This is a genomic window from Zhongshania sp. (assembly GCF_029212375.1).
Classification (GTDB): domain Bacteria; phylum Pseudomonadota; class Gammaproteobacteria; order Pseudomonadales; family Spongiibacteraceae; genus Spongiibacter.
Map to the genome: position 1 here is coordinate 12,371 of NZ_JARGNU010000013.1, position 23,106 is coordinate 35,476.

The window sequence follows — 23,106 nt, forward strand, 5'->3', positions numbered from 1 at the left end:
CTCGCAATTTTAAGCGATGGGCGGCGCTTAGTAAACCGATTCTTGGCGAACAAACCCCTATATCTTGCTACAATAGCGCCATGACTACACAAGAACCGCCACAACCCCTTACTGTCAGCCAATTAAACGGTTTGGCAAAACAATTACTCGAAGACTGCTTTGCACAGGTTAATGTAACCGGCGAACTGTCGACTTTGTCGCGCCCCAGCTCCGGCCACTGGTATTTCACCCTAAAAGACGACCGTGCCCAAATCCGCTGCGCCTTTTTTAAGGGTAAGAATATACGGGTCAATTTCACCCCCGAGCCAGGCCAGCAAGTGAGCGTGCGCGGCAAGGTTAGCCTTTATGAAGGCCGCGGCGACTACCAGCTTATTGTCGACAGCATGCAGCCCGCCGGCGCTGGTGCGCTAGCCTTGGCCTTTGAAAAGCTCAAGCAAGAACTGCTGGCCGCAGGCTGGTTCGACCCCGACCACAAAAAGCCGCTACCAACAATTATCAAACACGTTGCAGTGGTCACCTCCCCCACTGGCGCGGCTATTCACGATATTTTATCGGTGTTTAAACGCCGCTGGCCCGCTATGCAGATCAGTGTGTTGCCGGTGCTGGTACAGGGGAATAATGCTGCGGGACAAATCGCCAATGCCATTGCCCAAGCCAACCACTGGGCGCGCACCAAACAGCAAGACTTTGACGTGATTCTGGTTTCTCGCGGCGGTGGCTCATTAGAAGATTTATGGCCGTTTAATGAACACATTGTCGCCGCCGCCATTCACGACTCTGAACTCCCAGTAATTAGCGCCGTGGGCCACGAAGTCGATTTCAGCATTAGCGACTTTGTTGCCGATATTCGCGCCGCCACCCCGTCTGCGGCGGCCGAGCTGCTCAGCCCAGACCAAGCTGAGCTAGTATCTAAGCTCCATTTACTCAAAGGCCGGCTCACCAAAGCCCAGCAATTGCGGCTGCGACGCTGGCAGGAGCAGTTACTGTCTTTAAGCCGCCGCGTTCGCGACCCGCGCAGCCAGCTCCGCGAGCAAAGCCAGCGCCTAGACGATTTAGAGCTGCGCCTGCAACGCCAGTGGCAGCAAAGCCAGCGCCGCCGCCAGCAGCGCCTCACCGCTGCCAACCAACAGCTAGCACTGCTCAATCCTGAGCGTCAGCTAAAAAGTAAACACAGAGAACTCAATGCGCTGCGCAGCAGGATGCAACACGCCATAAAACTGCGACTGCAACAGCCGCGAATTGCCTTAAAAAACATGGAGCAGCAGCTCAGAGCCTTGGGCCCCGAGCAAACTTTAAATCGGGGCTATGCCATTATTAGCGATCAAAGTGGTGGTATCGTCCGCGACGCCGACACCCTGAACAATGGCGAGCAGCTAAACGCAAAATTCGCCAACGGCACCGCGGCGCTTATCGTTAGTAAATAACGCCTAAGCCAGTGTTTTACGAAAATGGCTTAACAAGGTATGGGTGCTAGTTTGCGCTGTTTTATTTGGGCTTAGCACGCCCATAATACTTGTTAGGTCTTCCCGTAATATTGCATTGCAGTAAAAGGAATAAACGCATTCTTGGGCGTCAACCTCTGGGCGGTAGGTCGATAATAAATCAACCGTATAATGAAACGGCTCAGCAAGCGCTTTGCGCGCAATTTCTTGAACCGTGCTACTCGTCGATTCCGTCACCAAGCGCAGCATTAAGCGCCGCAAGACTAAATCGCTGTGGATTAAATCGAGGAATTTCCCCAGATAGGAAAACAAGGCCTCTTCAGCACTAACCGTCTCCTCGCCATGCACCGGCTTTATTTTTTTCAGCGCGGTCTCCAAATACGTAGACGTGCTTTGCACGTAAACATCATCTTTACCCTTAAAATGATCATACAAAGCGCCCTTCGTAAGCTTTGCTGCTTTTGCCAACAAATCCATACTCACGCCGTTATAACCATGCTTTGCAAACTGCTGCGCACTGCACAGCAATATCATTGCCCGCGTTCGTTCGCGCTTGCCACCCACCTCACCTACTGCCATCTCACTATCTCTAATTCATTATTTGCACAGACTTTATACCCAAGCTAATTACGCAGGTAAATCATTGCAACAACATACCATCCGGTATATTATCGCAAAACATACCGATTGGTACATTATAAAAATAAGGAATTCCCTTGCGCACACCACTGAAAAGCCACATTACACACAATTTACGCTGTCGCGTTGTGGTCTTACTTGCCGCCACCTTACCCAGTCAAAGCTGGGCCGGCATAGGCGTTCTTCCGCTCGGCTTTGGCGCCGACTCCAATGCCATGGCCGGCACCGACATGGCTTTTTCCAACGACCCACTGAGCATAAACAACAATACTGCCGGCATCGCAAAATCAAAATCCGCGCAATTTAGCACGGCTATTGAAGGCTTTGGCATGAATGGCATCCGTCACGCAGACTCACTGGGCAACGACGATCGCTCCGGTATCGATCGCGGCTTACTCGTCAGTGGCGCGTGGTCTACCCCACTTGCAAGCCGCTCCGATATTACTGTTGGGCTAGGGCTTTTTGCCCAAGGTGGGGTTGGCTACGAATACAAAAACCTTAACACCGCCTTTGGAAATAGCGACGACCTTACTGCGCTATTTGGGGTATTTCGACTTGCACCAGCCATTGCGTGGAATATTAGCGACAAGTTGCGCGTGGGATTTAGTGGCTCAATAAACTACTCAGAAGCAGAGCAAGAGGTGTTTCCAAACACCTCTGATGCGAGCAGTGGTTTCCCCGGTCTCGATATTAAAAACATGAGCGGCGTCAGCTATGCTTGGCGCGCCGGCATACAGTACGACCTCAACGACCAATTGTGGCCTACGGCTCCGACACCGAGTTAGTGCTAGAGGACGGCAATGCGGTAGTAAACTTCGACGCTATGGGCCTAGGGCGGGTTAAATACACCTCTGCCAAAATTGACGGCTTATCACTACCTAGTGAATTAGGAATTGGTCTTGCATGGAAAATCACCCCGAAGCTTAGTTTGGGCGCCGACCTTAATTGGTATCGCTGGAGCAAAGCCCTTGGCACGGTCACAACCCAATTATCAGGAGCACAGACCAATGGCGCGCCAGACAAAATAAAAATTAATACTGATTTTGGCGGGCAAGATCAATACTCAAGTTCGGTCGGCAGCAAATACCAATTAAATGATAAAACTCAATTCTTAGCCGGTGTGAACCACGTCGGCAATGTTATAAAACATGGCCATGAATCACCGCTAAACAATCTAATTGCCAAATGGCACTTTAGTGCTGGCTTAAACCACGAGCTAGACCAACATTGGAAAACGTCATTGACCGGTACCTATATGGCAAAACTTAAACGCCAATATACCAATACTCAATTACCCTTAGGCAGAGAGGCGCAAGAGGCCTTTAGCGCTTATTCTGTAGCGGTAGGCGTGACGTATAACTGGTAGAATTTTTTAAAAGTACGGCGCTGTTGCCACGCGCCGCACTTAAAATACAACATAGCGAATACTAGCTATGTTGATGGAAGATTAATAACTTTCGGGGAGTTTGCGTTTAATAACAATGTGGCGACCATCAACATCGATGTACTCGCCAATAGTGAGGTCTTTAAGAATACGCGCTACCATTTCCCGCGATGACCCAACCCGATCCGCAATCTCTTGCTGAGTGAGTTTTTCTTCAATGCGCATACTGCCGTCGTCACCGGCAGGCTGAGCCAGATTTGTTAGCACTTTAACTACGCGGCCATACACGTCTTGCAGGGCCAAACTTTTCACATCGTTGGTGAGCTTACGAATACGGCGGGTTAAGTTTTTATTGAGAATACGGGTGATATTTGGATGCATATCCAGAATAGCTTTAAAATCTTCTTTATAAACAATACGTACCTTGGTGGCTTCCATCGCGCGTACCGAGGCCGAGCGCTTGTCGTCATCCAACAGGGCTAATTCGCCAAAATAGTCGCCATCTTCAAGGATATTCAGCACAAAGTCTTTGCCGCTTTTATCGCTGCAATACACTTTAACGCGGCCGGATTCCACTACGTACAGGGAGTCTGCGACATCGCCCTCGTGAATCAAAACCGTGTTTTTGGCGAAGTCCCGCAACACACTGGTGTCGCGCAAAATTTGAATTTCTTCCGGCATCAGGCCGTCAAATAAATCGACGTTTTCGATACTCATTACCACATTCCCCAAGGACGATAAAACGTGGAGGCCACTATAGCATAGTTGCGTAAGTGGCTGTCTAGGCGGGGTTTACGCTAGATGTCGGAAGTCGGATGTCTGACGCCTAAATACGCACTCTGCACACGTCCGACACCAGACTTCCGACATCAGACCTATTCAGGCCGCATATGCGGAAACAACAACACATCGCGAATCGAGGGCGAGTCGGTGAACAGCATCACCAGGCGGTCGATACCGATACCTTCACCCGCTGTTGGTGGTAGGCCGTATTCCAGCGCAGCGATGTAGTCGGCGTCGTAGTGCATGGCTTCGTCGTCGCCGCCGTCTTTCTCGGCAACTTGCGCCATAAAGCGCTCAGCCTGATCTTCTGGGTCATTAAGCTCGGAGAAGCCGTTAGCCAGTTCGCGGCCGCCGACAAAGAATTCAAAGCGGTCGGTCACAAAGGGATTGCCGTCGCTGCGGCGCGCCAGTGGCGAGACTTCGGTGGGGTATTCGGTGATAAAGGTCGGCTGATCAAGCTTGTGCTCAACAGTCTCTTCAAAAATTTCGATCTGGATTTTACCCAGGCCCCAAGTATCTTTAACTTTAACACCAAGTTTTACGGCAATCGCAGTGGCCTGGGCCATATCACTGAGCTGTTCAGCAGTGATTTCGGGGTTGTATTGCAGCACAGAATCAAACACTGACAAGCGGGTAAATGGCTTACCGAAATCGTATTCGCTGCCTTGGTAGTTAATAACCGTGGTGCCCAAAACTTCCTGCGCGGTATTGCGCAGCATGGCTTCGGTCAAGTCCATCATGTCTTTGTAATCGGCATAGGCTTGGTAGAATTCGATCATGGTGAATTCTGGATTGTGCCGAGTAGAAAGGCCCTCGTTGCGGAAGTTACGGTTAATTTCAAACACCCGCTCAATACCGCCAACAACCAAACGCTTCAGGTATAACTCAGGCGCGATACGCAAATACATATCCATACTCAAAGCATTGTGGTGAGTCACAAAGGGACGTGCGCTGGCTCCACCCGGAATGACCTGCATCATTGGGGTTTCAACTTCTACAAAATCTTTTTGCTGCAAGAAATTACGGATAGAGCTGATCATTTTTGAGCGAATCGCGAAGGTGCGACGCGAGGATTCATTCATGATCAAATCGACATAGCGCTGACGGTAGCGAATTTCCTGATCAGTTAGGCCGTGAAATTTATCCGGCAGTGGTCGCAATGATTTGGTCAGCAGCGAAGTCTCGGTCATGTTCACATACAGATCGCCTTTGCCCGACTTGTGCACTGGGCCAGTGGCAGAAATAATATCGCCAATGTCCCAAGTTTTAATCTCGTCAGCCAGTTCTTGGGGAAACTGCTTTTTATCGACATAAACCTGAATACGGCCGGTCATATCTTGCAGCACCATAAACGGCCCACGTTTGGCCATAATGCGGCCAGCGATACTCGCCTGACGCCCAAGGGCCTCAAGCTCTTCTTTGTCTTTAGCACCTAATTCATCTTGCAAACGCTGAGCGTAGTCTTCACGACGAAAGTGATTAGGGAAGGCATTGCGTTTTTCGCGAATCGCGCTCAACTTGGCGCGACGCTCGGCGATTAAGCGATTCTCTTCCTGGACCTGTTCTACTTCGTTGTGATTCTCAGACATTTTAAGTTCCTGGGTCGGGCGTCGGAGGTCTGACGTCGGACGTATTAAAAGCAGCGCGCTGCTTATTTGTATTTAAAAACTAGGCGCCGATCTCAGCGCCATACTTAACACTTGTGCGAACTACTCGTCAGACGTCAGACTTCCGACACCCGACTTGGCCTGCTAAAGGCCAAATTTAAGACTTGCTTCAATAAACTGATCCAAATCGCCATCTAACACCGCATTGCAATTACTGGTTTGCACATTGGTACGCAAATCTTTAATGCGCTGATCGTCTAATACGTAGGAACGAATTTGGCTGCCCCAGCCGATATCCGACTTACTGTCTTCCAGCTCTTGCGCGGCGCTATTGCGCTTTTGCATTTCCAGTTCGTAAAGTTTTGCTTTTAGCATTTTCCACGCGCTGTCACGGTTTTGATGTTGCGAGCGCTGGTTTTGGCACTGCACCACAATATTCGTCGGCACGTGGGTTAAACGTACCGCCGAGTCGGTTTTGTTAATGTGCTGCCCACCGGCGCCGCTGGCCCGATAAGTATCGGTACGCACGTCAGATGGATTGATATCAATTTCGATATCGTCGTCAATCTCTGGCGATATAAAGACCGAACAGAACGAGGTGTGACGACGATTTCCCGAATCGAAAGGCGATTTCCGTACTAGGCGATGCACACCTGTCTCGGTGCGCAGCCAACCGAAGGCATATTCGCCTTGAATATGAATAGTCGCGCTTTTAATGCCCGCCACTTCACCGTCTGACAGTTCCACCAATTCAGCTTTGAAGCCCTTGGCTTCTGCCCAGCGCAAATACATGCGCAACACCATATTGGCCCAGTCCTGCGCCTCGGTGCCGCCAGAACCAGACTGAATATCCAGATAGCAATTGTTTGGGTCCATCTCGCCAGAGAACATGCGGCGGAATTCAAGGGCACCTAGGGAGGCTTCTAAGCGGTCGACATCGACCTGCATACCGCTGATGGTGTCTTCGTCACCCTCTTCAACCGCCATGTCCAAAAGCTCTTTGCAATCGGACACGCCGCTGTCTAATTCATCGATGGTTGCCACCACCGCTTCGAGCGCGGCGCGCTCGCGCCCCAGCTCTTGGGCGCGCTTGGCGTCGTCCCATACTTTAGGGTCGCCCAGTTCCAGCTCTACCTCAAATAAACGCTCTTTCTTGTTAGCGTAGTCAAAGATACCCCCGAAGCACGTCGGTTCTTTCGCTCATGCTTTTTAGGGACTGACGTATCGCGTTGACTTCTAACATTGAAGATTATCCGGTATCACGTGGAAAGGGCGGCATTTTACCTGATGCGCCAGCTCCCGCAAAGCATCGTGGGGGCAATTACTCACAAGGGGCGATTAAGGAGCTCACAACGGGCGCAGATGCTCGACCATAAGCTGCAAAGACAGGCGCTCGCGAAACAGATTGCTGTCGAGCTTATACACTAGCTCGACGTATTCCGTATCGGGACTCGGCCACACATCGGTATCAATATTAAAGGCGATGGCATCAAAAATTTGCTCGCCGCCCTGCTCCGATGCCAACACCATTTTCAGATGCCGCGCGCCGACAATACGCTGCTGCACTAACCGAAAACGACCGTGAAACAGCGGCTCAGGAAAGTTCTGCCCCCAAGGGCCGGCGCCGCGCAGCAATTCAGCCCGCTCTAAAGACAAATCCTCAGCAGTCAATTCACCGTCGCTATACACCGCGGCAGTTAATTGCTCTGGGCTAGTTAGCTCCGCCACAATGGCGTCAAAGGCCTCAGCAAAACGACTGTAATCTGCCTTGGCCAAACTCATGCCCGCCGCCATGGCGTGGCCACCAAATTTATTGAGCAAACCGGGATTGCGCTTGGCGATTAAGTCCAGTGCGTCACGCATGTGCAGACCGGGAATCGAACGCGCCGAGCCTTTTATTTCATCACCATCGGCATCAGCAAAGGCAATTACCGGACGGTGGTAGCGGTCTTTAATACGCGAGGCGAGGATACCCACTACGCCTTGGTGCCATGTGGGATCGTAAAGACATATCCCGTTCGGCACCGCTGTGGGATCGAGCTGCAAATGCGCCAATACCCGCATCGCGTCGTCTTTCATGCTTTGCTCTATCGAGCGACGCTCGCGGTTTAAGTCGTCTAGCTCGGCGGCCAAACTCAGCGCGGTATCGGCATCTTCAGTAAGCAAGCAGCGAATACCCAAACTCATATCGTCTAAGCGGCCCGCCGCGTTTAAACGCGGGCCAATGGCAAAACCCATGTCTGAGGCGACCAAGCGGCCAGATTCTTTACCCGCAACCCGCAACAAAGCCTGTATGCCCAGACGACAGCGGCCCGCGCGAATACGGCGCAAGCCCTGTTCAACCAAAATGCGGTTTAGCTGCTCCAGCGGCACCACATCGGCCACAGTGCCGAGGGCGACCAAATCCAGGAACTCGGCCAAGTTAGGCTTTGCCCTTTCGGCGCTAAACCAGCCCCGCTGCTGCAATTCACTACGCAATGCCAGCAGCACATAGAACATCACCCCTACCCCAGCCAATGATTTACCAGCAAAGGGGCAGCCGTGCTGATTGGGATTCACAATCGCGGCGGCTTGGGGCAGTGAATCGCCAGGCAAGTGGTGATCGGTGACCAATACTGGAATGCCCAGCTTTGCCGCGGCGGCGACGCCGTCGATACTGGAAATGCCGTTATCCACGGTAATAATTAAATCTGGCTGGCGCTCAGCCGCTACCGCAACAATCTCAGGGGTAAGGCCATAGCCGTATTCAAAGCGGTTGGGCACTAAATAATCGACATTCGCCGCGCCCAAGGCGCGTAAACCCAATACCGCAAGACTGGTGCTAGTAGCGCCGTCGCAGTCAAAATCGCCAACAATCAATAAGCGATGTTGCTTTTCCAAAGCATTGGCGAGCAAGGTGCAAGCATCACTCATGCCTTTCATTTCTGGCTTGGGTAAATGCTCTAAGCCAGATTCCAGATCGGCATCGCGAGACAGGCCACGGCTGGCGTAGAGTCTTTGCAGAAGGGTCGGCACCGCCGCAGAAAATTCTGCGGCGGCGGGTTCACGAAGGATTATCTTGGGAAAATCGCTCACGTAATCGAGGAACAGATCATGCGCGAATATTCGCGGCAATCATTGCGTGCACGTCTTCCAGCTTATTGTCGACGACCTCATAGCGCTCGGCCAAATCAAAGAGATCGCTCATATGGTGTGGCAATGCTGGCGCCGAGGGGTAACCCGCTTTCATCACCGCTTCTGGGAATTTGGCCGGATGCGCCGTGGCCAAGGTAATCATTGGCGTAGAGGTATTGCGACGGCATTCGCGGGCAGCTTTAACACCAATCGCGGAATGAGGATCGAGCAGATACTCATTATTCTCGTAAACCGAGGCAATCATGGCCACGGTTTCTTCGTCGTTAACGCCGTAGCTGTCGAACAGGCCGCGCACTTTAGCGAAAGCGGCATCTGGAATCGAAACTGTCTCGGTGTTCATGCGCGTCATTAAGTCGTCAATGGCGGCGCCATCGCGATCGTAACAGTCGAACAACATACGCTCGAAGTTACTCGATACCACAATGTCCATGCTCGGCGACAAGGTGTGCTGCAGCTCGTGCTTCTCAAATTTATTGCCGCTGATAAAACGGTGCAGAATATCGTTTTGGTTGGTTGCTACCACCAACTGCTCGATGGGCAGGCCCATACACTTAGCCAAATAACCGGCATAGATGTCACCAAAGTTACCGGTAGGCACCGAGAAACTCACTGCGCGATCTGGCGCGCCAACGGCGTAGGCCGCGTAAAAATAGTAAACGATCTGGGCCATAATCCGCGCCCAGTTAATCGAGTTAACCGCAACCAACTGACGACCTTCCGGCAGGAAACTCTGATCAGCAAAGCTGGCCTTAACCATGGCTTGGCAGTGATCGAAATGGCCGCGCACCGCGATATTGTGGATGTTCTCGCCCACCACGGTGGTCATCTGGCGGCGCTGCACTTCTGATACCCGCTGATAAGGGTGCAGAATAAAAATGTCGATATTCGTGCAGCGCTTGCAGCCTTGAATCGCCGCAGAACCCGTGTCACCGGAGGTCGCGCCCATAATGACGACTTTCTGCTGACGACGCTCAAGCACGTAATCCAGCAAGCGACCCAGCATTTGCAGGGCAAAATCTTTAAAGGCCAAGGTCGGCCCTTGGAATAATTCCAACACCCACTCGTTGCGATCTAACTGCACCAGCGGCGCAATCGCGGGGTGGCGAAAATCCACATAGGTATCGTCAATAATCGCTTTAAGATCATCATCGGGAATACAGCCGCCAACAAAGGGCTGAATAATTTGAAAGGCTAAATCGGTATACGACAAGGACGCCCACGACGCAATCTGCGCTTTGCTGTACTTGGGCAAAGACTCGGGCACATACAAGCCGCCGTCTGGCGCGAGGCCTGTCAGCAGAACGTCTTCAAAATTCAGGGCGGGCGCTTTGCCGCGGGTGCTGATGTATTTCACGTGCTTTTAGCTCTCAATGTTCGTTAAATTATAGTAGTTAAACGCTTGATGGGAGACGGGAGACGCAAAAGCCGCACTGGCGTCTCCCGTCTCCCGTGCCGCGTAAAGCGGCCTTAACCCGCCAATGACTCCACTCTTATCCGAGTCACTTCGCCCACAATGCTTTCCAAACCTTCGATCTGGCTTACCGCTGCAGACAGTTTGGCTTCAATGGTGCGGTTGGTCAGGATAATCATCGGCACCAAGTTCGCGCCGTCAGCGGGTTCTTTCTGGATCAGGGCTTCAATGCTGATGCCGCCGTCGCTGAGGATCTGGGCGACTTTAGACAGTACACCGGGCTTGTCCACTGCCGCCATGCGCAGATAGTAAGCGGTTTCTACAGCGTCGATGGGCAGTATCGGATGGGCGCTGAGTGACTCAGTTTTGAATGACAAATACGGTACGCGGCTGCTTTGCGAAGAACTTAAAGTGCGCGCCACATCGATAATGTCTGCGACCACCGCAGAAGCGGTCGGCTCACCACCGGCGCCAGCGCCGTAATACAGGCTAGGGCCAACGGCATCTGACTGCACTAACACCGCGTTCATAACGCCGTTTACATTGGCGATCAGACGCTTTTCAGGAATTAAGGTCGGGTGAACCCGCAGCTCGATACCTTCGCTGGTGTCACGGGCGATACCCAAATGTTTGATGCGATAGCCAAGCTCTTCAGCATAGATCACGTCTTCTTGAGCAATACGGCTAATGCCTTCAGTGAAGACCTTGTCGAACTGTAATGGAATACCAAAGGCCAAGGAGGCAAGGATAACCAGCTTGTGAGCGGCGTCGATGCCCTCCACGTCAAAAGTGGGATCAGCTTCTGCGTAGCCCAGCTCCTGCGCTTCTGCCAACACATCGGCAAAGTCGCGGCCCTTCTCGCGCATTTCAGAAAGGATAAAGTTACCGGTGCCGTTGATGATCCCGGCCAGCCACTGAATTTTATTGCCCGCCAAACCTTCGCGCAGGGCCTTAATGATGGGGATACCACCAGCGACGGCAGCTTCAAAGGCAACAGTAACGCCCTTCTCGGCTGCGGCGGCGAAAATCTCATTGCCGTGCTCGGCGATCAGCGCTTTATTGGCGGTAACCACATGCTTGCCATTGGCAATGGCTTTTAAAACCAATTCTTTGGCAACGGTGGTGCCGCCAATCAATTCAACCAGAATATCGATTTCGGGGTTTTCAGCCACGGCAAACACGTCGCGGTTAATCGCCACGTCACCGGTGTCGCATTTGGGATTGTCGCGACGCGAACCAATTTGCGCCACCACGATGTCGGCGCCAACCCGAGCGGAGATTTCTGCCGCGTTGCGCTTCAATACCGCAAACGTACCGCTGCCCACGGTTCCTAAACCACATATTCCTACTTTGACCGAATCCACTATTGCTCCTTTAAAACATCAGGCAATATCTCGGGCGCTAAAAACCCGACAATACTGGGACTGGCACGGAAACTGTTAAATTCCAAGCCGAAAGGAGTGCATTTTAGTCAAGGTGGGGCGCTAAGGCTATGGTCTGGGGGGATTCAAATGAGTTTATTCGCGCCCAATATCGCTTTGACGCGACAATGCTGCCTTTAAAGGGTGTAAAAACAAAAAAGCCGCGTCTGCGGCCTTTCAAAACACTAAAAATCAAATCACGTAGTTTTAGCCTTCAATACGCTCAATAATAATCGCTGGCGCCATACCGCCGGCGGCACACATGGTCACTAACCCACGCTTTAAACCACGACGCTCTAGCTCATCCAGCAAGGTGCCAATCAAAATCGCACCAGTTGCGCCAATCGGGTGCCCCAAAGCCATTGCACCACCGTTGACGTTAACCTTGTCACGATCTAATTTTAGGTCGCGAATATACTTTTCGGCAACCACAGCAAAGGCTTCGTTAATTTCGAATAGATCGATATCGTCGATGGTCAAACCCGCCTTTTTCAGTACTTTCAGCGTTGCAGGCACTGGCGCATTTAGCATCAGGGTTGGTGAATCGCCCATATTCGCGGTAGCAAGAATTTTAGCGCGAGGCTTTAGGCCATGAGCTTTGGCGTATTCAGGCGATGTCAATAAAATAGCCGCTGCGCCGTCAACCACACCAGAGGAGTTGCCGCCGTGATGGACGCATTCAAACTCAAGATCTGGATATTCTTTTTTAATTAGGCCAGCGTAGGTTGTGCCCGCCTCATCCAAAGGCATATGCGCCAATTTGGTAAAGGCAGGATTCAACTGACCAAGGCTTTCAAGTGTTGTGCCTGGACGAGGAAACTCTTCTTTGTCTAAAGCTAGGCTGCCATCTTCACGGAACACTGGCACCAAGCTCTTATCAAAATGACCGTTGGCAATAGCGTGGGCTGCACGCTGCTGACTAACAACAGCCAATTGGTCTAAGGCTTCGCGGCTAATGCCCTCTAGCGATGCGATAGCATCGGCACAAATACCTTGATGCGGTTGCGGGTGAGCTTCGCGCAGCACCATATTGCCGTTATCGAGGAACATTGCTGGATCATTACCATTATGGCCGTAGTTAGACATCATCTCGGTGCCACCGGCAATGACCACGTCTTCCATACCCGACATGATGGATGCCGCAGCAAGATTTACTACGGTAATGCCAGAACCGCAAAAGCGATCAAGGGTAACGCCACTACTGCGCACATCATAGCCAGCGGTCAATGCAGCCATGCGCCCCAAATCTGCAGACTGCTCACCGCGCTGGGAGCTGGTGCCCCAAATAATATCGTCTACATCAGCGGTGTTTAACTTATTACGCTCGGCCAAGGCTTTAAGCACAGTGGCACCCAATTGCTGGGGATGAATACCAGCTAATGCGCCCTTACCGGCTTTACCAATACCGCGAGGCGTGCGGCAGGCGTCAATAATCCATGCTTCTTTCATTTTGCTATCCTCGTCTAAGCCCTTGGGGGCGATTAACAACCTTTCCAGTTGGGAGCGCGCTTCTCAGCGAACGCAGTGGCGCCTTCGATAGCGTCTTTACTACTAAATACCGGATTAACAATTTTGCCTTGATTGGCAAACATTTCGTTTTGCTGCCAATCTTGCGAATCAATCACCACCTGCTTACTCGCAATTACCGCCATTGGGCCATTGGCCGCAATGCTACGTGCTAAAGCTTTAGCACCCTCAAGGGCAGTGCCCGCTGCAACCACGCGGTTCACTAGGCCTAATTCATAGGCGCGCTGGGCGGTGATAAAGTCGCCCGTTAAAGCCATTTCCATGGCGATGCGCGATGGAATTTGGCGAGGTAGACGCATCAATCCGCCGGCAGCCGCCGCCAAGCCACGCTTAGCTTCGGGAATACCAAATTTTGCATTATCTGCAACAACCACAAGGTCACAGCTAATGGCGATTTCAAAACCGCCCGCCAGTGCGAAGCCTTCAACGGCCGCAATCAGCGGTTTCTTAGGCCCCTGCTCACACAAACCGGCAAAGCCGCGGCCTTTTACAACCGGCACTTCACCCGTCACAAATGCCTTTAAATCCATACCCGCGCAAAACGTGTTATCAGCGCCGGTAATAATTGCCGCGCGAATTGTGTCATTGCTATCGAGCTCTTCCATTGCCGCAGCAATGCCTTTGGCAACGGCAAGATTAACGGCATTTTTTGCTTTAGGGCGATTGATGGTGACAATCATCACGCCATCTTCAACACTGACTAATACTTCGTCGCTCATGTTTATTCTCCATTCATTAATCAGGCCTAGGGGAAACCCTGTGGAAAGCCAGTTACCAACACACATCAATGTGCATTTTATAAATTGGAAGTGGCGCAGTGCTTGAGACCGAGCGCGTCAACAACTCCCCACACCATTCATGTTAAGTAAATTTAATACGTTGCAGTTGGCATATTGACGCTGCGCCAACGGCGCAGCGTCGCTACTAACCGAATCAGCTAAATTAACGAGGCTGCATACGAATCGCGCCATCCAAACGGATGGATTCGCCATTCATGTACTCGTTTTCTGCAATCATGACCGACAAATGCGCAATTTCGTCTGGGCGACCGAGGCGCTGGGGGTTAACAACACTGTTTTCCAGTGACTTGTAAGCGGCTTCGGGCAAGGTGTCGAACAATGGCGTGTGAATCAGACCCGGCACAATGGTATTTACACGAATACCGTAAGACGCCAAATCCCGCGCCATTGGCAAAGTCATCCCCACTACACCACCTTTAGAGGCACTGTAAGCAACCTGACCAACTTGACCTTCATAAGCCGCGACTGACGCAGTATTAATGATAACGCCACGGGCGTTGGCACCGTCGTAGGGCTCGTTTTTAGCCATTTGCTCAGCCGCAAGACGGCAAACATTAAAGGTACCGATCAAGTTTACGTTGATAACGTGTTTATAGGCATCCAACGGAAAAGCGCCATTTTTGCCGAAGGTTTTAACGGCGTTGCCGATACCCGCGTAGTTATTGCAAATATGGATAGCGCCAAATTTCGCCACTACTTCGGCAATCGCCGTTGCTACAGAGACTTCGTCGGCCACGTTCACATTATGGAAACTGACGTTATCGGCGCCCAATTCAGCAACAATGGCAGCACCGCGATCGGCATTCATGTCAAAAATGGCAACTTTGCCACCTTTGGCAACATAGGCGCGCACTGTGCCCTCACCTAGTCCTGAGGCGCCGCCAGTAACAATGGCTACTTTACCGTTAATATCCATGAGTTTTCTCCTGCTTTAGTGAGCGTAAATTATTTGATTTCAGCGCTTTTCAAAAATTGAACGCGCTATGATTTCTTTCATGATTTCTGAGGTACCAGCTAAAATCCGGCTGATACGCGCGTTCGCATACAGATTACAAATTTCATATTCTTGCATATAACCCGCGCCACCGTGCAACTGAACGCCCTCGTCAACCATGCGGCCCTCAACCTCAGAACAATACAGTTTAGCCTTAGATGCAGAATCTGCTGTTAATCGACCAACATTATGTTGCGCTACGCACTGATCAACAAAAGCCTGTGCCACGTCGATCTCGGTGCGCATACTGGCCATTTTAAAACGGGTATTTTGCTGCTCAGACAGTGGTTTGCCAAAGGCCTTGCGGTCTTCAACGTAGTCTTTAGTCAGTTCAAAGGCGCTCGCCGCTGCCGCGAGCGAGCCGCAAGCGGTAATAAGACGCTCCTCGGCAAGCCCTTGCATAAGGTGATGCATGCCCCGCCCGACTTCACCTAGTACATTTGTTTTAGGGATTTTTACGTCGTTAAAAAATAGCTCGGCGGTATCTTGAGCCTTTAAGCCTAATTTATCTAGATTGCGGCCGCGCTCGAAACCTTCCATACCGGCTTCGATAATGAACAAGGTCATTTCACGGGGCTTTTCAGGGTTCGTTTTTGCCGCAACAATCACCACATCGGCAAGAATGCCGTTAGAAATATACACCTTAGAACCATTTAACAGCCAGTGATCGCCTTTGTCCTCGGCGCGGCTTTTCATGCCAGCGAGATCAGAACCCGCATCGGGCTCAGTCATTGCAATGGCTAATATGCATTCACCCGACACACATTTAGGAATAAATCGCTGCTTTTGCTCTGCGCTGCCAAAATGTTTAAAGTACGGCGCCACCAAGCGGCTGTGCAAGGTGTGAAACAAACCCGCCTCGCCATAACGGCCGTCTTCTTCGATCATAATTTGTTGGTAGCGAAAATCTTCAAGGTCTAGGCCGCCCAGCTCTTCTGGCGCCCAAGTAAGCAAATAGCCTTGTTCACCCATTTTTAGGTAGATATCTCGAGGAACAATACCCGCCTTTCGCCACGCTTCGCGATGGGGCACCACTTCTTGCTCTAGAAACCGACGATAGGCATCGCGGAACTGCTGCTGATCTTCTGTAAAACAATCTCTTTGCATATCCCCACCGTAAAAAAACACTGGTTTTAGCCAAATAGGCGCAAACCCTTAAATTTCGGCAGGCAAGCGCACGCCGAAAAATTCGAGACCTATTCTGTCGTATAAGCAGCGGCGGGAACCATGTCGATAGGCAACAAAAAAAATGACATTTTGTTACAAAAGCGGGGTTAAGCGCGCATTTTCGTGCGGCGCCTAATTCGAGGTGAAAAGAATTATTAGTGGCAAGCGGTAACTTTAGACACTCCCAGCGCAAACAGAGCGATTTGAGCCATTGCAGGGAATGTAAAGCAACCTCAGAAAGTAGGCCTCAATCTAATTGATCACCTCGGAACACTGACTGGGGCTAAGTTAAAACTTAGCTGGCGCGTAGCCAGTCACTGCACTAATACCCATTTCGCGGCCTAGCGCGGTAAGCGGGTGAACCACCACCAAGCCTTTCACTGTCTTTTTAAATTTACCCATATCCGCCTGTTCCGCTTTGGTCAACACGCGGTGAAACCCCAGCTCTTTTAAGGCGTCGGCCTTGCTATTATTTTGCGCTGTTTGCATGCCTTTAATGCTGGCTATTTTGCGATTGAGGGTGCTCAACTCTTTCTTAAAATGCAGTACGGATTTTTGATCGTCGCGGAGCTTGGCGGCTTCTAATTTGCGGCGAAACAAATCGATCTTGTTGTTAATTAGCTGAATATCTTGATTCAAATTCATATTGTAAATTTCTCTAAGGGATTGCAAACACGGCAAACCGTGGCCCCAGCCGGCTTCAGTGGCAGGCATATTGCGCGGCAGTATAACAATAACTGGCAAGCAAGATTCACAAAGCTGCCGCGCTTAGTAATATTACCCAACCCGAAATGCAAACGCACAAACCAAAAAACCACCCCGAAGGGTGGTAAAAAGAGGCCTAAATTTGAAACAGTTGAAACAGATTAGCCGTTTGCGGTAGCACCTACGTTACTGGTAGCTCGCGTTTTGGCCGCCACAGCGGCCTCGTCTGGTAAAAAAGATGCCGCAGCGCGAATTAACAGCACTGCTGAACCAAGGCTTAGCAGAGTAGCGATTGTGACCAATGCGGTTGATGGCTGGTCTAGGTGCAGAGCAATAATTACAAAAGAACCCGCGCCAAAGTTAGCTAAGTAGAATGTGCAAGGGAACAAGATAAACAGCCCCAGCAAGCCCATTGGACCACTAACCCGCTTGCGCAGCTCGGCTGCAGCAACACTAAAACAAATCACCTGCGCAGCTTCTAACACACCAATTACTAGCGGGTAGTTGAAAATACGGAAGACGTGCGGACCCCAATACTCGTAAGCGCCACCGTTGATACCGATCATTTCAAAAGTGCAGGACATTGCCAATTCAATCAAAGCCCAACCGTACAAGGCTTTCTTGGTTAACGTGCCAGCGTTGATTTGCTGACAAATGTAGATCGCTGCACTTGCGTACAAAACCACATAGCCGCTGTGAGTCCACAATGGCTGGGGAATATTAAATGCAGAAAAATGGGTCCAAATACCTGGTACATAAAACAACAGCATCAGGCCTTCGTCATACAAGGGCTCGGCAAAAGCACCAACCATTGCAGCCAAAATTATTAAAACATAGAAAGGCGTGCGCTCTTTCGCGCTCATGCGCAGCGCCAACACCAAAAACACCAAGGTCAACGCCCAACTTCCGTAGGTCAGGATTGCCTGCATCGTTAAATTCAGAGGGTGGTCATAGGGTGCTGTCATCGCTTATACCTTTTTTTTTATATTCACACGGTAAGCGCCAAGGCGCCTAACCCCAAAAAAATCTGTTAATGAAACAGTATCATTAAACTTGAAGTTATTGTGTCACAGGTCAATAAGCGATGCAATCCCAGATAAAAATTAACCTAAGCAGGACGATGACGATGGCGCGGCCTTAGCTAGCCGTGCCAGATACCGCTACCGGCGGCACTGTTTCAGGAGGTGCTTCCGGCTCACTCCTTTGCGAGCCCTTAGGCAGGTATTTAAGAACATAAGGTTTACGGAGCACCAAAAAGGCTGAAGGTACAAAAAACAACGACAAGATCGTGGTCAATACTGTGCCGCCAGCTAGAACAATGGCAAACGGTGGCCAAAACCCACCGCCGGCGAAAATAAGAGGGATTAGTCCGGCCACCGTGGTAATGGTGGTCGAGCTAATATGTTTAGTACAGGTTGCCACAGTTTCAACGATTTCGGCCTTATTTCCCGCCATCGCCAACGGCGAGGCCTTTAGCTCAGTTAAAATAACTATCGCCGCGTTAACCGCCAAGCCCATCAAACCCATCAAGCCGATAATGGCGGTAAAACCAAAGGGAAACTGGCCCAACCACAGACTTAACATGCCCATGCCCGCCGACTGAATTGCCACTGCAAATACCAATGCCGTTAAGCGGAAGGAGTCAAAAGCCATCAGCACGGTAACAAGGAGCAATACCGCAATAATACCGACGCTGCCCAATAACTTGCCGACCGCATTATTGCGCTCTTCGGCCTCACCACCTATTTGTAGGGTATAACCATCGGGAACATGAAAGTCCTCGGCTGCCAATTTAGCCTTAATCCGTCCTAAAACCACAGCTGGAAGCACGCCATTAGCCACAAAAACGTCAACGCTATTCATGCGTTGGCCGTCGCGCCGCGATATTCGCGCCAGCGCGGGCCGCAGATTCACGGATGCCAATGCTGATAGCGGCCTCGGCCCCGTCGGCAGTGCCAGCGGGAATGACATTAGCTTATCCACACTCAACTGCTTTACATTGGCGCCCGACACTCGCACTGGAATCTGTTGGGTGCGATCAAGCAGACTACTGCTGAGCACGCCGTCGACACTGGCTGCCAATAACTGTGATAAGTCTTTTAAGCCAACCTTGCTGCGCTGGGCTTCACTTTCATCAACGTCTAACCAGATTTTGGGTACGACTTCGCCAAGGGAATCCCGCACCTGAATAACGTCTTCCGTTTCTAAAGCAATACGCCGCAACTGATCGCCCATTGTTTTTAATTGGCTTAATTCACTCCCATACAAGCGCAGCTCTACTGGTGCGTTAGATGGCGGCCCCTGCGCCAAACGCTGAACAATAATTTGATAATGTGGGAAGGCTGCGTCCAGCTCGGTTTGTAGCTCACCAACAAGACGGTTAGCGGCGCTAAAGTCGACCATAGTAATCATGGCCTGTGCGTAGTTAGACGAGCCATCGCGGCTGTCTTTTAAATTATAATAAAACGAAGGCCCATTTCGGCCCACAAACCAATTAAGTGCCAATACTTCAGGATGCTGTTTAATACGAGCACTGACCTGCTCTGTGGCCTCTCGCGTCTCTTGAATACTGCTGCCCGCGGGTAAAAATAGTTCAAAATTAATCATGTCGCGATCGGAGACTGGAAAAAACTGCTCAGGCAGCGTTTTTATTACCAAGAAACCACACAGCGGTAAAATCGTTGACAATACAATGACTCGTCGCGGCCGCTCTAAAACCCACGCCAATAGCGATCTAAATTTACGGTCCAACTCGGGATGTGCTATACCGCGCCCCTGATCTTTGGCCAGCCAACGGCCAGCAATTGGCGCAATGATAAACAGCGAGATTAACCACGAGCCGGCAAGGGAAAATATCACTGCGCGGGCCAAAGCCCCCACAAACTCCCCCGCAGGACCTGGCATTAGCACAATCGGCATAAAGGTTAACACGGTGGTTAATGTTGAACCCAGCAAGGGCACCCACAGATGTTTTAAGGCCTTGGTGGCGGCGGCAATAGAGGAATCGCCCTGACGCCGATTACGCATCACAATGTCAACGACCACAATGGCGTTATCGACCATAATTCCCAGCGCAACGATCAAACCCGTAACCGACATCTGGTGGATGGGTAAGTCGAAAAAGCGCATACACGCCAGCGAAAACAGCATGGTCAACGGCAGCGACACCGCAACAATCACTGCCGACCGCCAGCCGAGGGTGTAGAGCAGAATTACAAATATAAAAATAAAGCCCAGTAAAATATTGGATATCAAATCACTGAGGCGAACATCGTTATAGCGCTCCTGCACAAATAATTCCTGCACCCCAATTTCGACGGGTAGCGTAGATGCAAAGGCGGCCACCTCAGCCTGCAAGGCTGTGGTCCAATGGTCGCCGCGCCGGTCTGGCAACATGCGCGAAGCCACGGCCACCCCACGCTGACCATCAATAATGGCAAAGTCTGAGGGGGAGTCGGGTTCACCGCGATAAATTTTTGCAATATCTTGAAGCTGTAAGGAACCACCGCTAGCGAGTGTTAATAGTGGCGTGCGCTTGATGCGTTCCAGCTCATCAAAGCCCCCTTCCAGCTCCAACGACAGACGTTGGCGGCCGTTATTCAACTCACCGGCGGCGGTTTTAGCATCGCTGTTATTTAGCAGCGCAGCAATTTGCGGCACATCTAAACCGACCGCGGCCGCTTTAACCACGTCGACCTTAACCTGTACTTCTTCACGAGGCGCGCCATAAATAGACACTAAATCGGTACCCGATAAGCTGCGCAGGCGGCTGGCCAATTCTTCGGCGTAGCGACCTAAACGCAACTCGTCGCCTGCGCCCTCGCCCTTCCAAACCAGCGCACCAATCCACGTAAAGGCGTGACCCCGCTCAGAATCTACAACCGGCGCTCCCGCACCGCTTGGCAATAAGTGCCGCGCCTGTTCAATTTTGTCGCGAATATCAGCCCACAGCATAACGTTTTCTTTGCCATACACTTCGTCGCTAAGCTGTACCACGATCACCGACACGCCGCCGCTGGAATGCGAGGTCACATGAACAACCTCAGGAACGCGGCGAATCACGTTTTCCAGCGGTTCAGAAATAAGCGTCTCCACTCGCTCAGCGCTAGCGCCTGGAAACATGGTGACGACCAGCGCGTGCCGATTCGTCATATGTGGGTCTTCCATGCGCGGTAAGCTGGCAATGGCGGCAAGCCCTGCAACCACAATCAGGGCGAAGGCCAAGGCCACCATACGCGGATTATTGAGTAGCTTTTGGTTCATCGCCGCTTACTCCTGTGCCAGGCTAACATGCAGCCCTGGCGCGAGGCGGTGAATGCCCCCACTCACAACACGGTCGCCGCTATTGAGCTCAGCGCTTAAGTAAACTTGGCCACCAAATTGATATACCGGCTGCACCGAGCGCTTTTGAAGTTGGTAGCTGCCCGCTATTTCTGGATTGGGAGCGAGGTGATAAACCGCCCATGTACCCCGCACATCTTCGAGCAAGGCCTGTAAGGGCAACCAAAAGCCCGCAACTGCGCGCGTTTCTGGGAGTTGTAAATACGCGGTGTTGCCGTCTACCGCTGGCGCTTGCGCTGGCAGCGATACTCGCACAGTGCGGGTCTGGGTGCGCCAATCAAGATTTTGCGAAACGGCGATTAAATTGCTCTGCCATTCACCAAAATCACCAAATACGGTCAGCGCTTGGCCTATCACTAAATTGCGACCAAGTTGATCCGAAATCCCAAAAACCGCCTCATTGCTATTGGTTTGCACCACTTGCATCAGTGCTTGGCCTGGCGCGACAAGAACACCAGCCTCTAATTGCATAGTGGCTACCTCGCCGGCGAAGGGCGCAATTAGCTGGGATTTTTTCAATTTTAAGGCGACACCCTTTAGCCTAGATTCAACCTGCGCCAATTGCGCGGCAGTGGCCTGGCGATTTGATCGCAAGCTTTCTAGCTGTCCATCTGAAACATAGGCCTTTTCGTGTAGCGCCTGAAAACGCTGAAGGTCTTTGTCTATTTGCTGCAATCGAGTGTTTACTTCGTGCTGCGCTGCCTCTAATTCAGTGCGCTCGATATGCAGCGCTCGCAAATCCAAGGTGGCAAGCAGCTGCCCCGCTTCAACGTGGTCGCCATCTTCCACATTAACACTGAGCACCTTGCCCGCCAGCTCAAAACCAATCTCAGCGCGCTGACTGCCAATAACCCGACCAGCAAACAAGCGTTTAGCCTCATAATTAGGCTGACGCTCAATAACAAGACTATTCACCACCCGCTTAGGCATGTCTGCCTGCGCCCACGCCGGCATAAAAATCACTAAACTTAGCATTGCCGCTAGGGTATAAACGCGTTTCATGGTCAAAATTCTCACAGGGAAGCAGATTGGCTCGAATATAGATAAATCATACTAGACTGTCCAGTCTATTTTGTTTAAGTTAACATGACAAAAAAGCAATGCGAGTTAAACAACGTGCAAGAAAAACGCGGTAGATCGAAAGACGAAGAAAAACGCGGGCAAATCATCGAGGCCGCGGGAATGCTCTTTGTTGAACACGGCTTTGAAAAAGTCAGCATGGAGGGTATTGCTAAATCCGCTGGCGTTTCCAAGCAAACGGTATATAGCCACTTTGGCAATAAGCAGCAATTATTCACCGCCGCCATTGACGCCAAATGCGAGGAATACAATCTAGTGCCGGAAAAACAAGGCGCTGAAATGGATTTTGAGACCTATTTAACTTACTTCTGTACCCACCTAACATCGCTATTAAACAGCGCCGAAGCCATTGGTATATTCCGTGTTTGTGTGCGTGAAGGCGGCAATAGTGAAGTCGGCGAACTGTTTTGGGCGGCGGGGCCGGGTAAAATTCGCCAGCGCCTACACGGCTATCTCAGCGAGCAATGTCGTCTCGGCCATTTGCAGATTAGCAATATTGAATTCGCTACCAGCCAATTGATTGCAATGATCCACAGCGAGACCCAATTTCGCAGCCTGCTCAGCCTTGCGGCAACTAAATCTGCCGCAGACTTAGACGACTATGCCCGCAGCTGTGTGCAAATGTTTTTAAAAGCCTACCGCGCCTAAAAATCACGATGAAGGGTTTGGG

General features: G+C 51.2%; 19 protein-coding genes. 4 read left to right on the forward strand and 15 right to left on the reverse strand.

Features of this window, described 5'->3' with window-relative positions; translation table 11 throughout:
- Positions 1-80 precede the first annotated feature (80 nt).
- Positions 81-1,424 (forward strand): exodeoxyribonuclease VII large subunit, encoded by a 1,344-nt coding sequence (xseA, locus tag P1U47_RS13275; RefSeq protein ID WP_301029530.1) that lies wholly within the window; start codon positions 81-83, stop codon positions 1,422-1,424.
- Between the two features lie 3 nt (positions 1,425-1,427).
- Here xseA and P1U47_RS13280 read toward each other — a convergent pair whose 3' ends face one another.
- The gene (locus tag P1U47_RS13280) at positions 1,428-2,021 is read right to left on the reverse strand and encodes a TetR/AcrR family transcriptional regulator (RefSeq protein WP_301029532.1); all 594 of its coding nucleotides are present in this window, start codon (positions 2,019-2,021) and stop codon (positions 1,428-1,430) included.
- Positions 2,022-2,158: 137 nt separating this feature from the next.
- On the opposite strand from P1U47_RS13280, the gene P1U47_RS13285 reads away from it, so the two are divergent.
- Together P1U47_RS13285 and P1U47_RS13290 are read left to right on the forward strand one after the other, a co-directional pair.
- Positions 2,159-2,866, forward strand: coding sequence for a hypothetical protein (locus P1U47_RS13285; protein ID WP_301029533.1), 708 nt, complete (start codon positions 2,159-2,161; stop codon positions 2,864-2,866).
- Positions 2,839-3,447 carry an outer membrane protein transport protein gene (locus P1U47_RS13290; RefSeq protein WP_301029534.1) on the forward strand — a complete coding sequence of 203 codons (609 nt, stop codon included), beginning with the start codon at positions 2,839-2,841 and terminating at the stop codon, positions 3,445-3,447. The genes P1U47_RS13285 and P1U47_RS13290 overlap by 28 nt, the downstream gene beginning before the upstream one ends.
- Positions 3,448-3,528: 81 nt before the next feature.
- Here P1U47_RS13290 and P1U47_RS13295 read toward each other — a convergent pair whose 3' ends face one another.
- From P1U47_RS13295 to P1U47_RS13360, 14 genes are all read right to left on the reverse strand, one after another.
- Entirely contained in the window at positions 3,529-4,182 is a 654-nt protein-coding gene (locus P1U47_RS13295; RefSeq protein ID WP_301029536.1) for a Crp/Fnr family transcriptional regulator, read from the reverse strand.
- Between the two features lie 158 nt (positions 4,183-4,340).
- Positions 4,341-5,837: a lysine--tRNA ligase gene (gene lysS / locus P1U47_RS13300; protein ID WP_301029537.1), complete on the reverse strand. Its 1,497-nt coding sequence runs from the start codon at positions 5,835-5,837 to the stop codon at positions 4,341-4,343.
- A gap of 162 nt (positions 5,838-5,999) precedes the next feature.
- Positions 6,000-7,098, reverse strand: a protein-coding gene (prfB, locus tag P1U47_RS13305) for a peptide chain release factor 2 (protein ID WP_143829386.1) whose coding sequence is annotated in 2 segments (ribosomal slippage) — positions 6,000-7,022 and positions 7,024-7,098 — 1,098 coding nt in all. Because the reading frame shifts where the segments join, the coding sequence is not laid out codon by codon here.
- Between the two features lie 104 nt (positions 7,099-7,202).
- Entirely contained in the window at positions 7,203-8,930 is a 1,728-nt protein-coding gene (gene recJ, locus P1U47_RS13310) for a single-stranded-DNA-specific exonuclease RecJ (RefSeq protein ID WP_301029540.1), read from the reverse strand.
- Positions 8,931-8,946: 16 nt separating this feature from the next.
- Positions 8,947-10,344 (reverse strand): threonine synthase, encoded by a 1,398-nt coding sequence (gene thrC / locus P1U47_RS13315; protein ID WP_301029541.1) that lies wholly within the window; start codon positions 10,342-10,344, stop codon positions 8,947-8,949.
- Between the two features lie 113 nt (positions 10,345-10,457).
- Positions 10,458-11,765, reverse strand: a complete 1,308-nt coding sequence (locus P1U47_RS13320; RefSeq protein WP_301029543.1) for a homoserine dehydrogenase — start codon at positions 11,763-11,765, stop codon at positions 10,458-10,460.
- A 264-nt stretch (positions 11,766-12,029) separates the two neighbouring features.
- Positions 12,030-13,271 carry an acetyl-CoA C-acetyltransferase gene (locus P1U47_RS13325; protein WP_301029545.1) on the reverse strand — a complete coding sequence of 414 codons (1,242 nt, stop codon included), beginning with the start codon at positions 13,269-13,271 and terminating at the stop codon, positions 12,030-12,032.
- Between the two features lie 32 nt (positions 13,272-13,303).
- A complete protein-coding gene (locus tag P1U47_RS13330) occupies positions 13,304-14,068 on the reverse strand; it encodes a crotonase/enoyl-CoA hydratase family protein (RefSeq protein WP_301029547.1) in 765 nt (254 codons plus the stop codon).
- Positions 14,069-14,291: 223 nt separating this feature from the next.
- Positions 14,292-15,065: an SDR family NAD(P)-dependent oxidoreductase gene (locus P1U47_RS13335; RefSeq protein ID WP_301029549.1), complete on the reverse strand. Its 774-nt coding sequence runs from the start codon at positions 15,063-15,065 to the stop codon at positions 14,292-14,294.
- Between the two features lie 39 nt (positions 15,066-15,104).
- The gene (locus tag P1U47_RS13340; protein ID WP_301029550.1) at positions 15,105-16,250 is read right to left on the reverse strand and encodes an acyl-CoA dehydrogenase family protein; all 1,146 of its coding nucleotides are present in this window, start codon (positions 16,248-16,250) and stop codon (positions 15,105-15,107) included.
- Between the two features lie 348 nt (positions 16,251-16,598).
- Positions 16,599-16,955, reverse strand: coding sequence for a YibL family ribosome-associated protein (locus P1U47_RS13345; RefSeq protein WP_301029551.1), 357 nt, complete (start codon positions 16,953-16,955; stop codon positions 16,599-16,601).
- 221 nt (positions 16,956-17,176) lie between these two features.
- Entirely contained in the window at positions 17,177-17,980 is an 804-nt protein-coding gene (locus P1U47_RS13350; RefSeq protein ID WP_301029553.1) for a hypothetical protein, read from the reverse strand.
- A 172-nt stretch (positions 17,981-18,152) separates the two neighbouring features.
- Positions 18,153-21,278 carry an efflux RND transporter permease subunit gene (locus P1U47_RS13355; RefSeq protein ID WP_301029555.1) on the reverse strand — a complete coding sequence of 1,042 codons (3,126 nt, stop codon included), beginning with the start codon at positions 21,276-21,278 and terminating at the stop codon, positions 18,153-18,155.
- A gap of 6 nt (positions 21,279-21,284) precedes the next feature.
- Positions 21,285-22,358 (reverse strand): efflux RND transporter periplasmic adaptor subunit, encoded by a 1,074-nt coding sequence (locus P1U47_RS13360; RefSeq protein ID WP_301029556.1) that lies wholly within the window; start codon positions 22,356-22,358, stop codon positions 21,285-21,287.
- 84 nt (positions 22,359-22,442) lie between these two features.
- Here P1U47_RS13360 and P1U47_RS13365 point away from each other — a divergent pair, with 84 nt between their 5' ends.
- Entirely contained in the window at positions 22,443-23,084 is a 642-nt protein-coding gene (locus P1U47_RS13365) for a TetR/AcrR family transcriptional regulator (protein ID WP_301029557.1), read from the forward strand.
- The last annotated feature ends 22 nt before the right edge of the window (positions 23,085-23,106 follow it).

Coding starts and splice junctions, on each gene's coding strand:
- xseA (WP_301029530.1), top strand. CDS start 81: ATGACTACACAAGAACCGCCACAACCCCTTACTGTCAGCCAATTAAAC.
- P1U47_RS13280 (WP_301029532.1), bottom strand. CDS start 2,021: ATGGCAGTAGGTGAGGTGGGTGGCAAGCGCGAACGAACGCGGGCAATG.
- P1U47_RS13295 (WP_301029536.1), bottom strand. CDS start 4,182: ATGAGTATCGAAAACGTCGATTTATTTGACGGCCTGATGCCGGAAGAA.
- lysS (WP_301029537.1), bottom strand. CDS start 5,837: ATGTCTGAGAATCACAACGAAGTAGAACAGGTCCAGGAAGAGAATCGC.
- P1U47_RS13325 (WP_301029545.1), bottom strand. CDS start 13,271: ATGAAAGAAGCATGGATTATTGACGCCTGCCGCACGCCTCGCGGTATT.
- P1U47_RS13330 (WP_301029547.1), bottom strand. CDS start 14,068: ATGAGCGACGAAGTATTAGTCAGTGTTGAAGATGGCGTGATGATTGTC.
- P1U47_RS13335 (WP_301029549.1), bottom strand. CDS start 15,065: ATGGATATTAACGGTAAAGTAGCCATTGTTACTGGCGGCGCCTCAGGA.
- P1U47_RS13340 (WP_301029550.1), bottom strand. CDS start 16,250: ATGCAAAGAGATTGTTTTACAGAAGATCAGCAGCAGTTCCGCGATGCC.
- P1U47_RS13345 (WP_301029551.1), bottom strand. CDS start 16,955: ATGAATTTGAATCAAGATATTCAGCTAATTAACAACAAGATCGATTTG.
- P1U47_RS13350 (WP_301029553.1), bottom strand. CDS start 17,980: ATGACAGCACCCTATGACCACCCTCTGAATTTAACGATGCAGGCAATC.
- P1U47_RS13355 (WP_301029555.1), bottom strand. CDS start 21,278: ATGAACCAAAAGCTACTCAATAATCCGCGTATGGTGGCCTTGGCCTTC.
- P1U47_RS13360 (WP_301029556.1), bottom strand. CDS start 22,358: ATGAAACGCGTTTATACCCTAGCGGCAATGCTAAGTTTAGTGATTTTT.
- P1U47_RS13365 (WP_301029557.1), top strand. CDS start 22,443: ATGACAAAAAAGCAATGCGAGTTAAACAACGTGCAAGAAAAACGCGGT.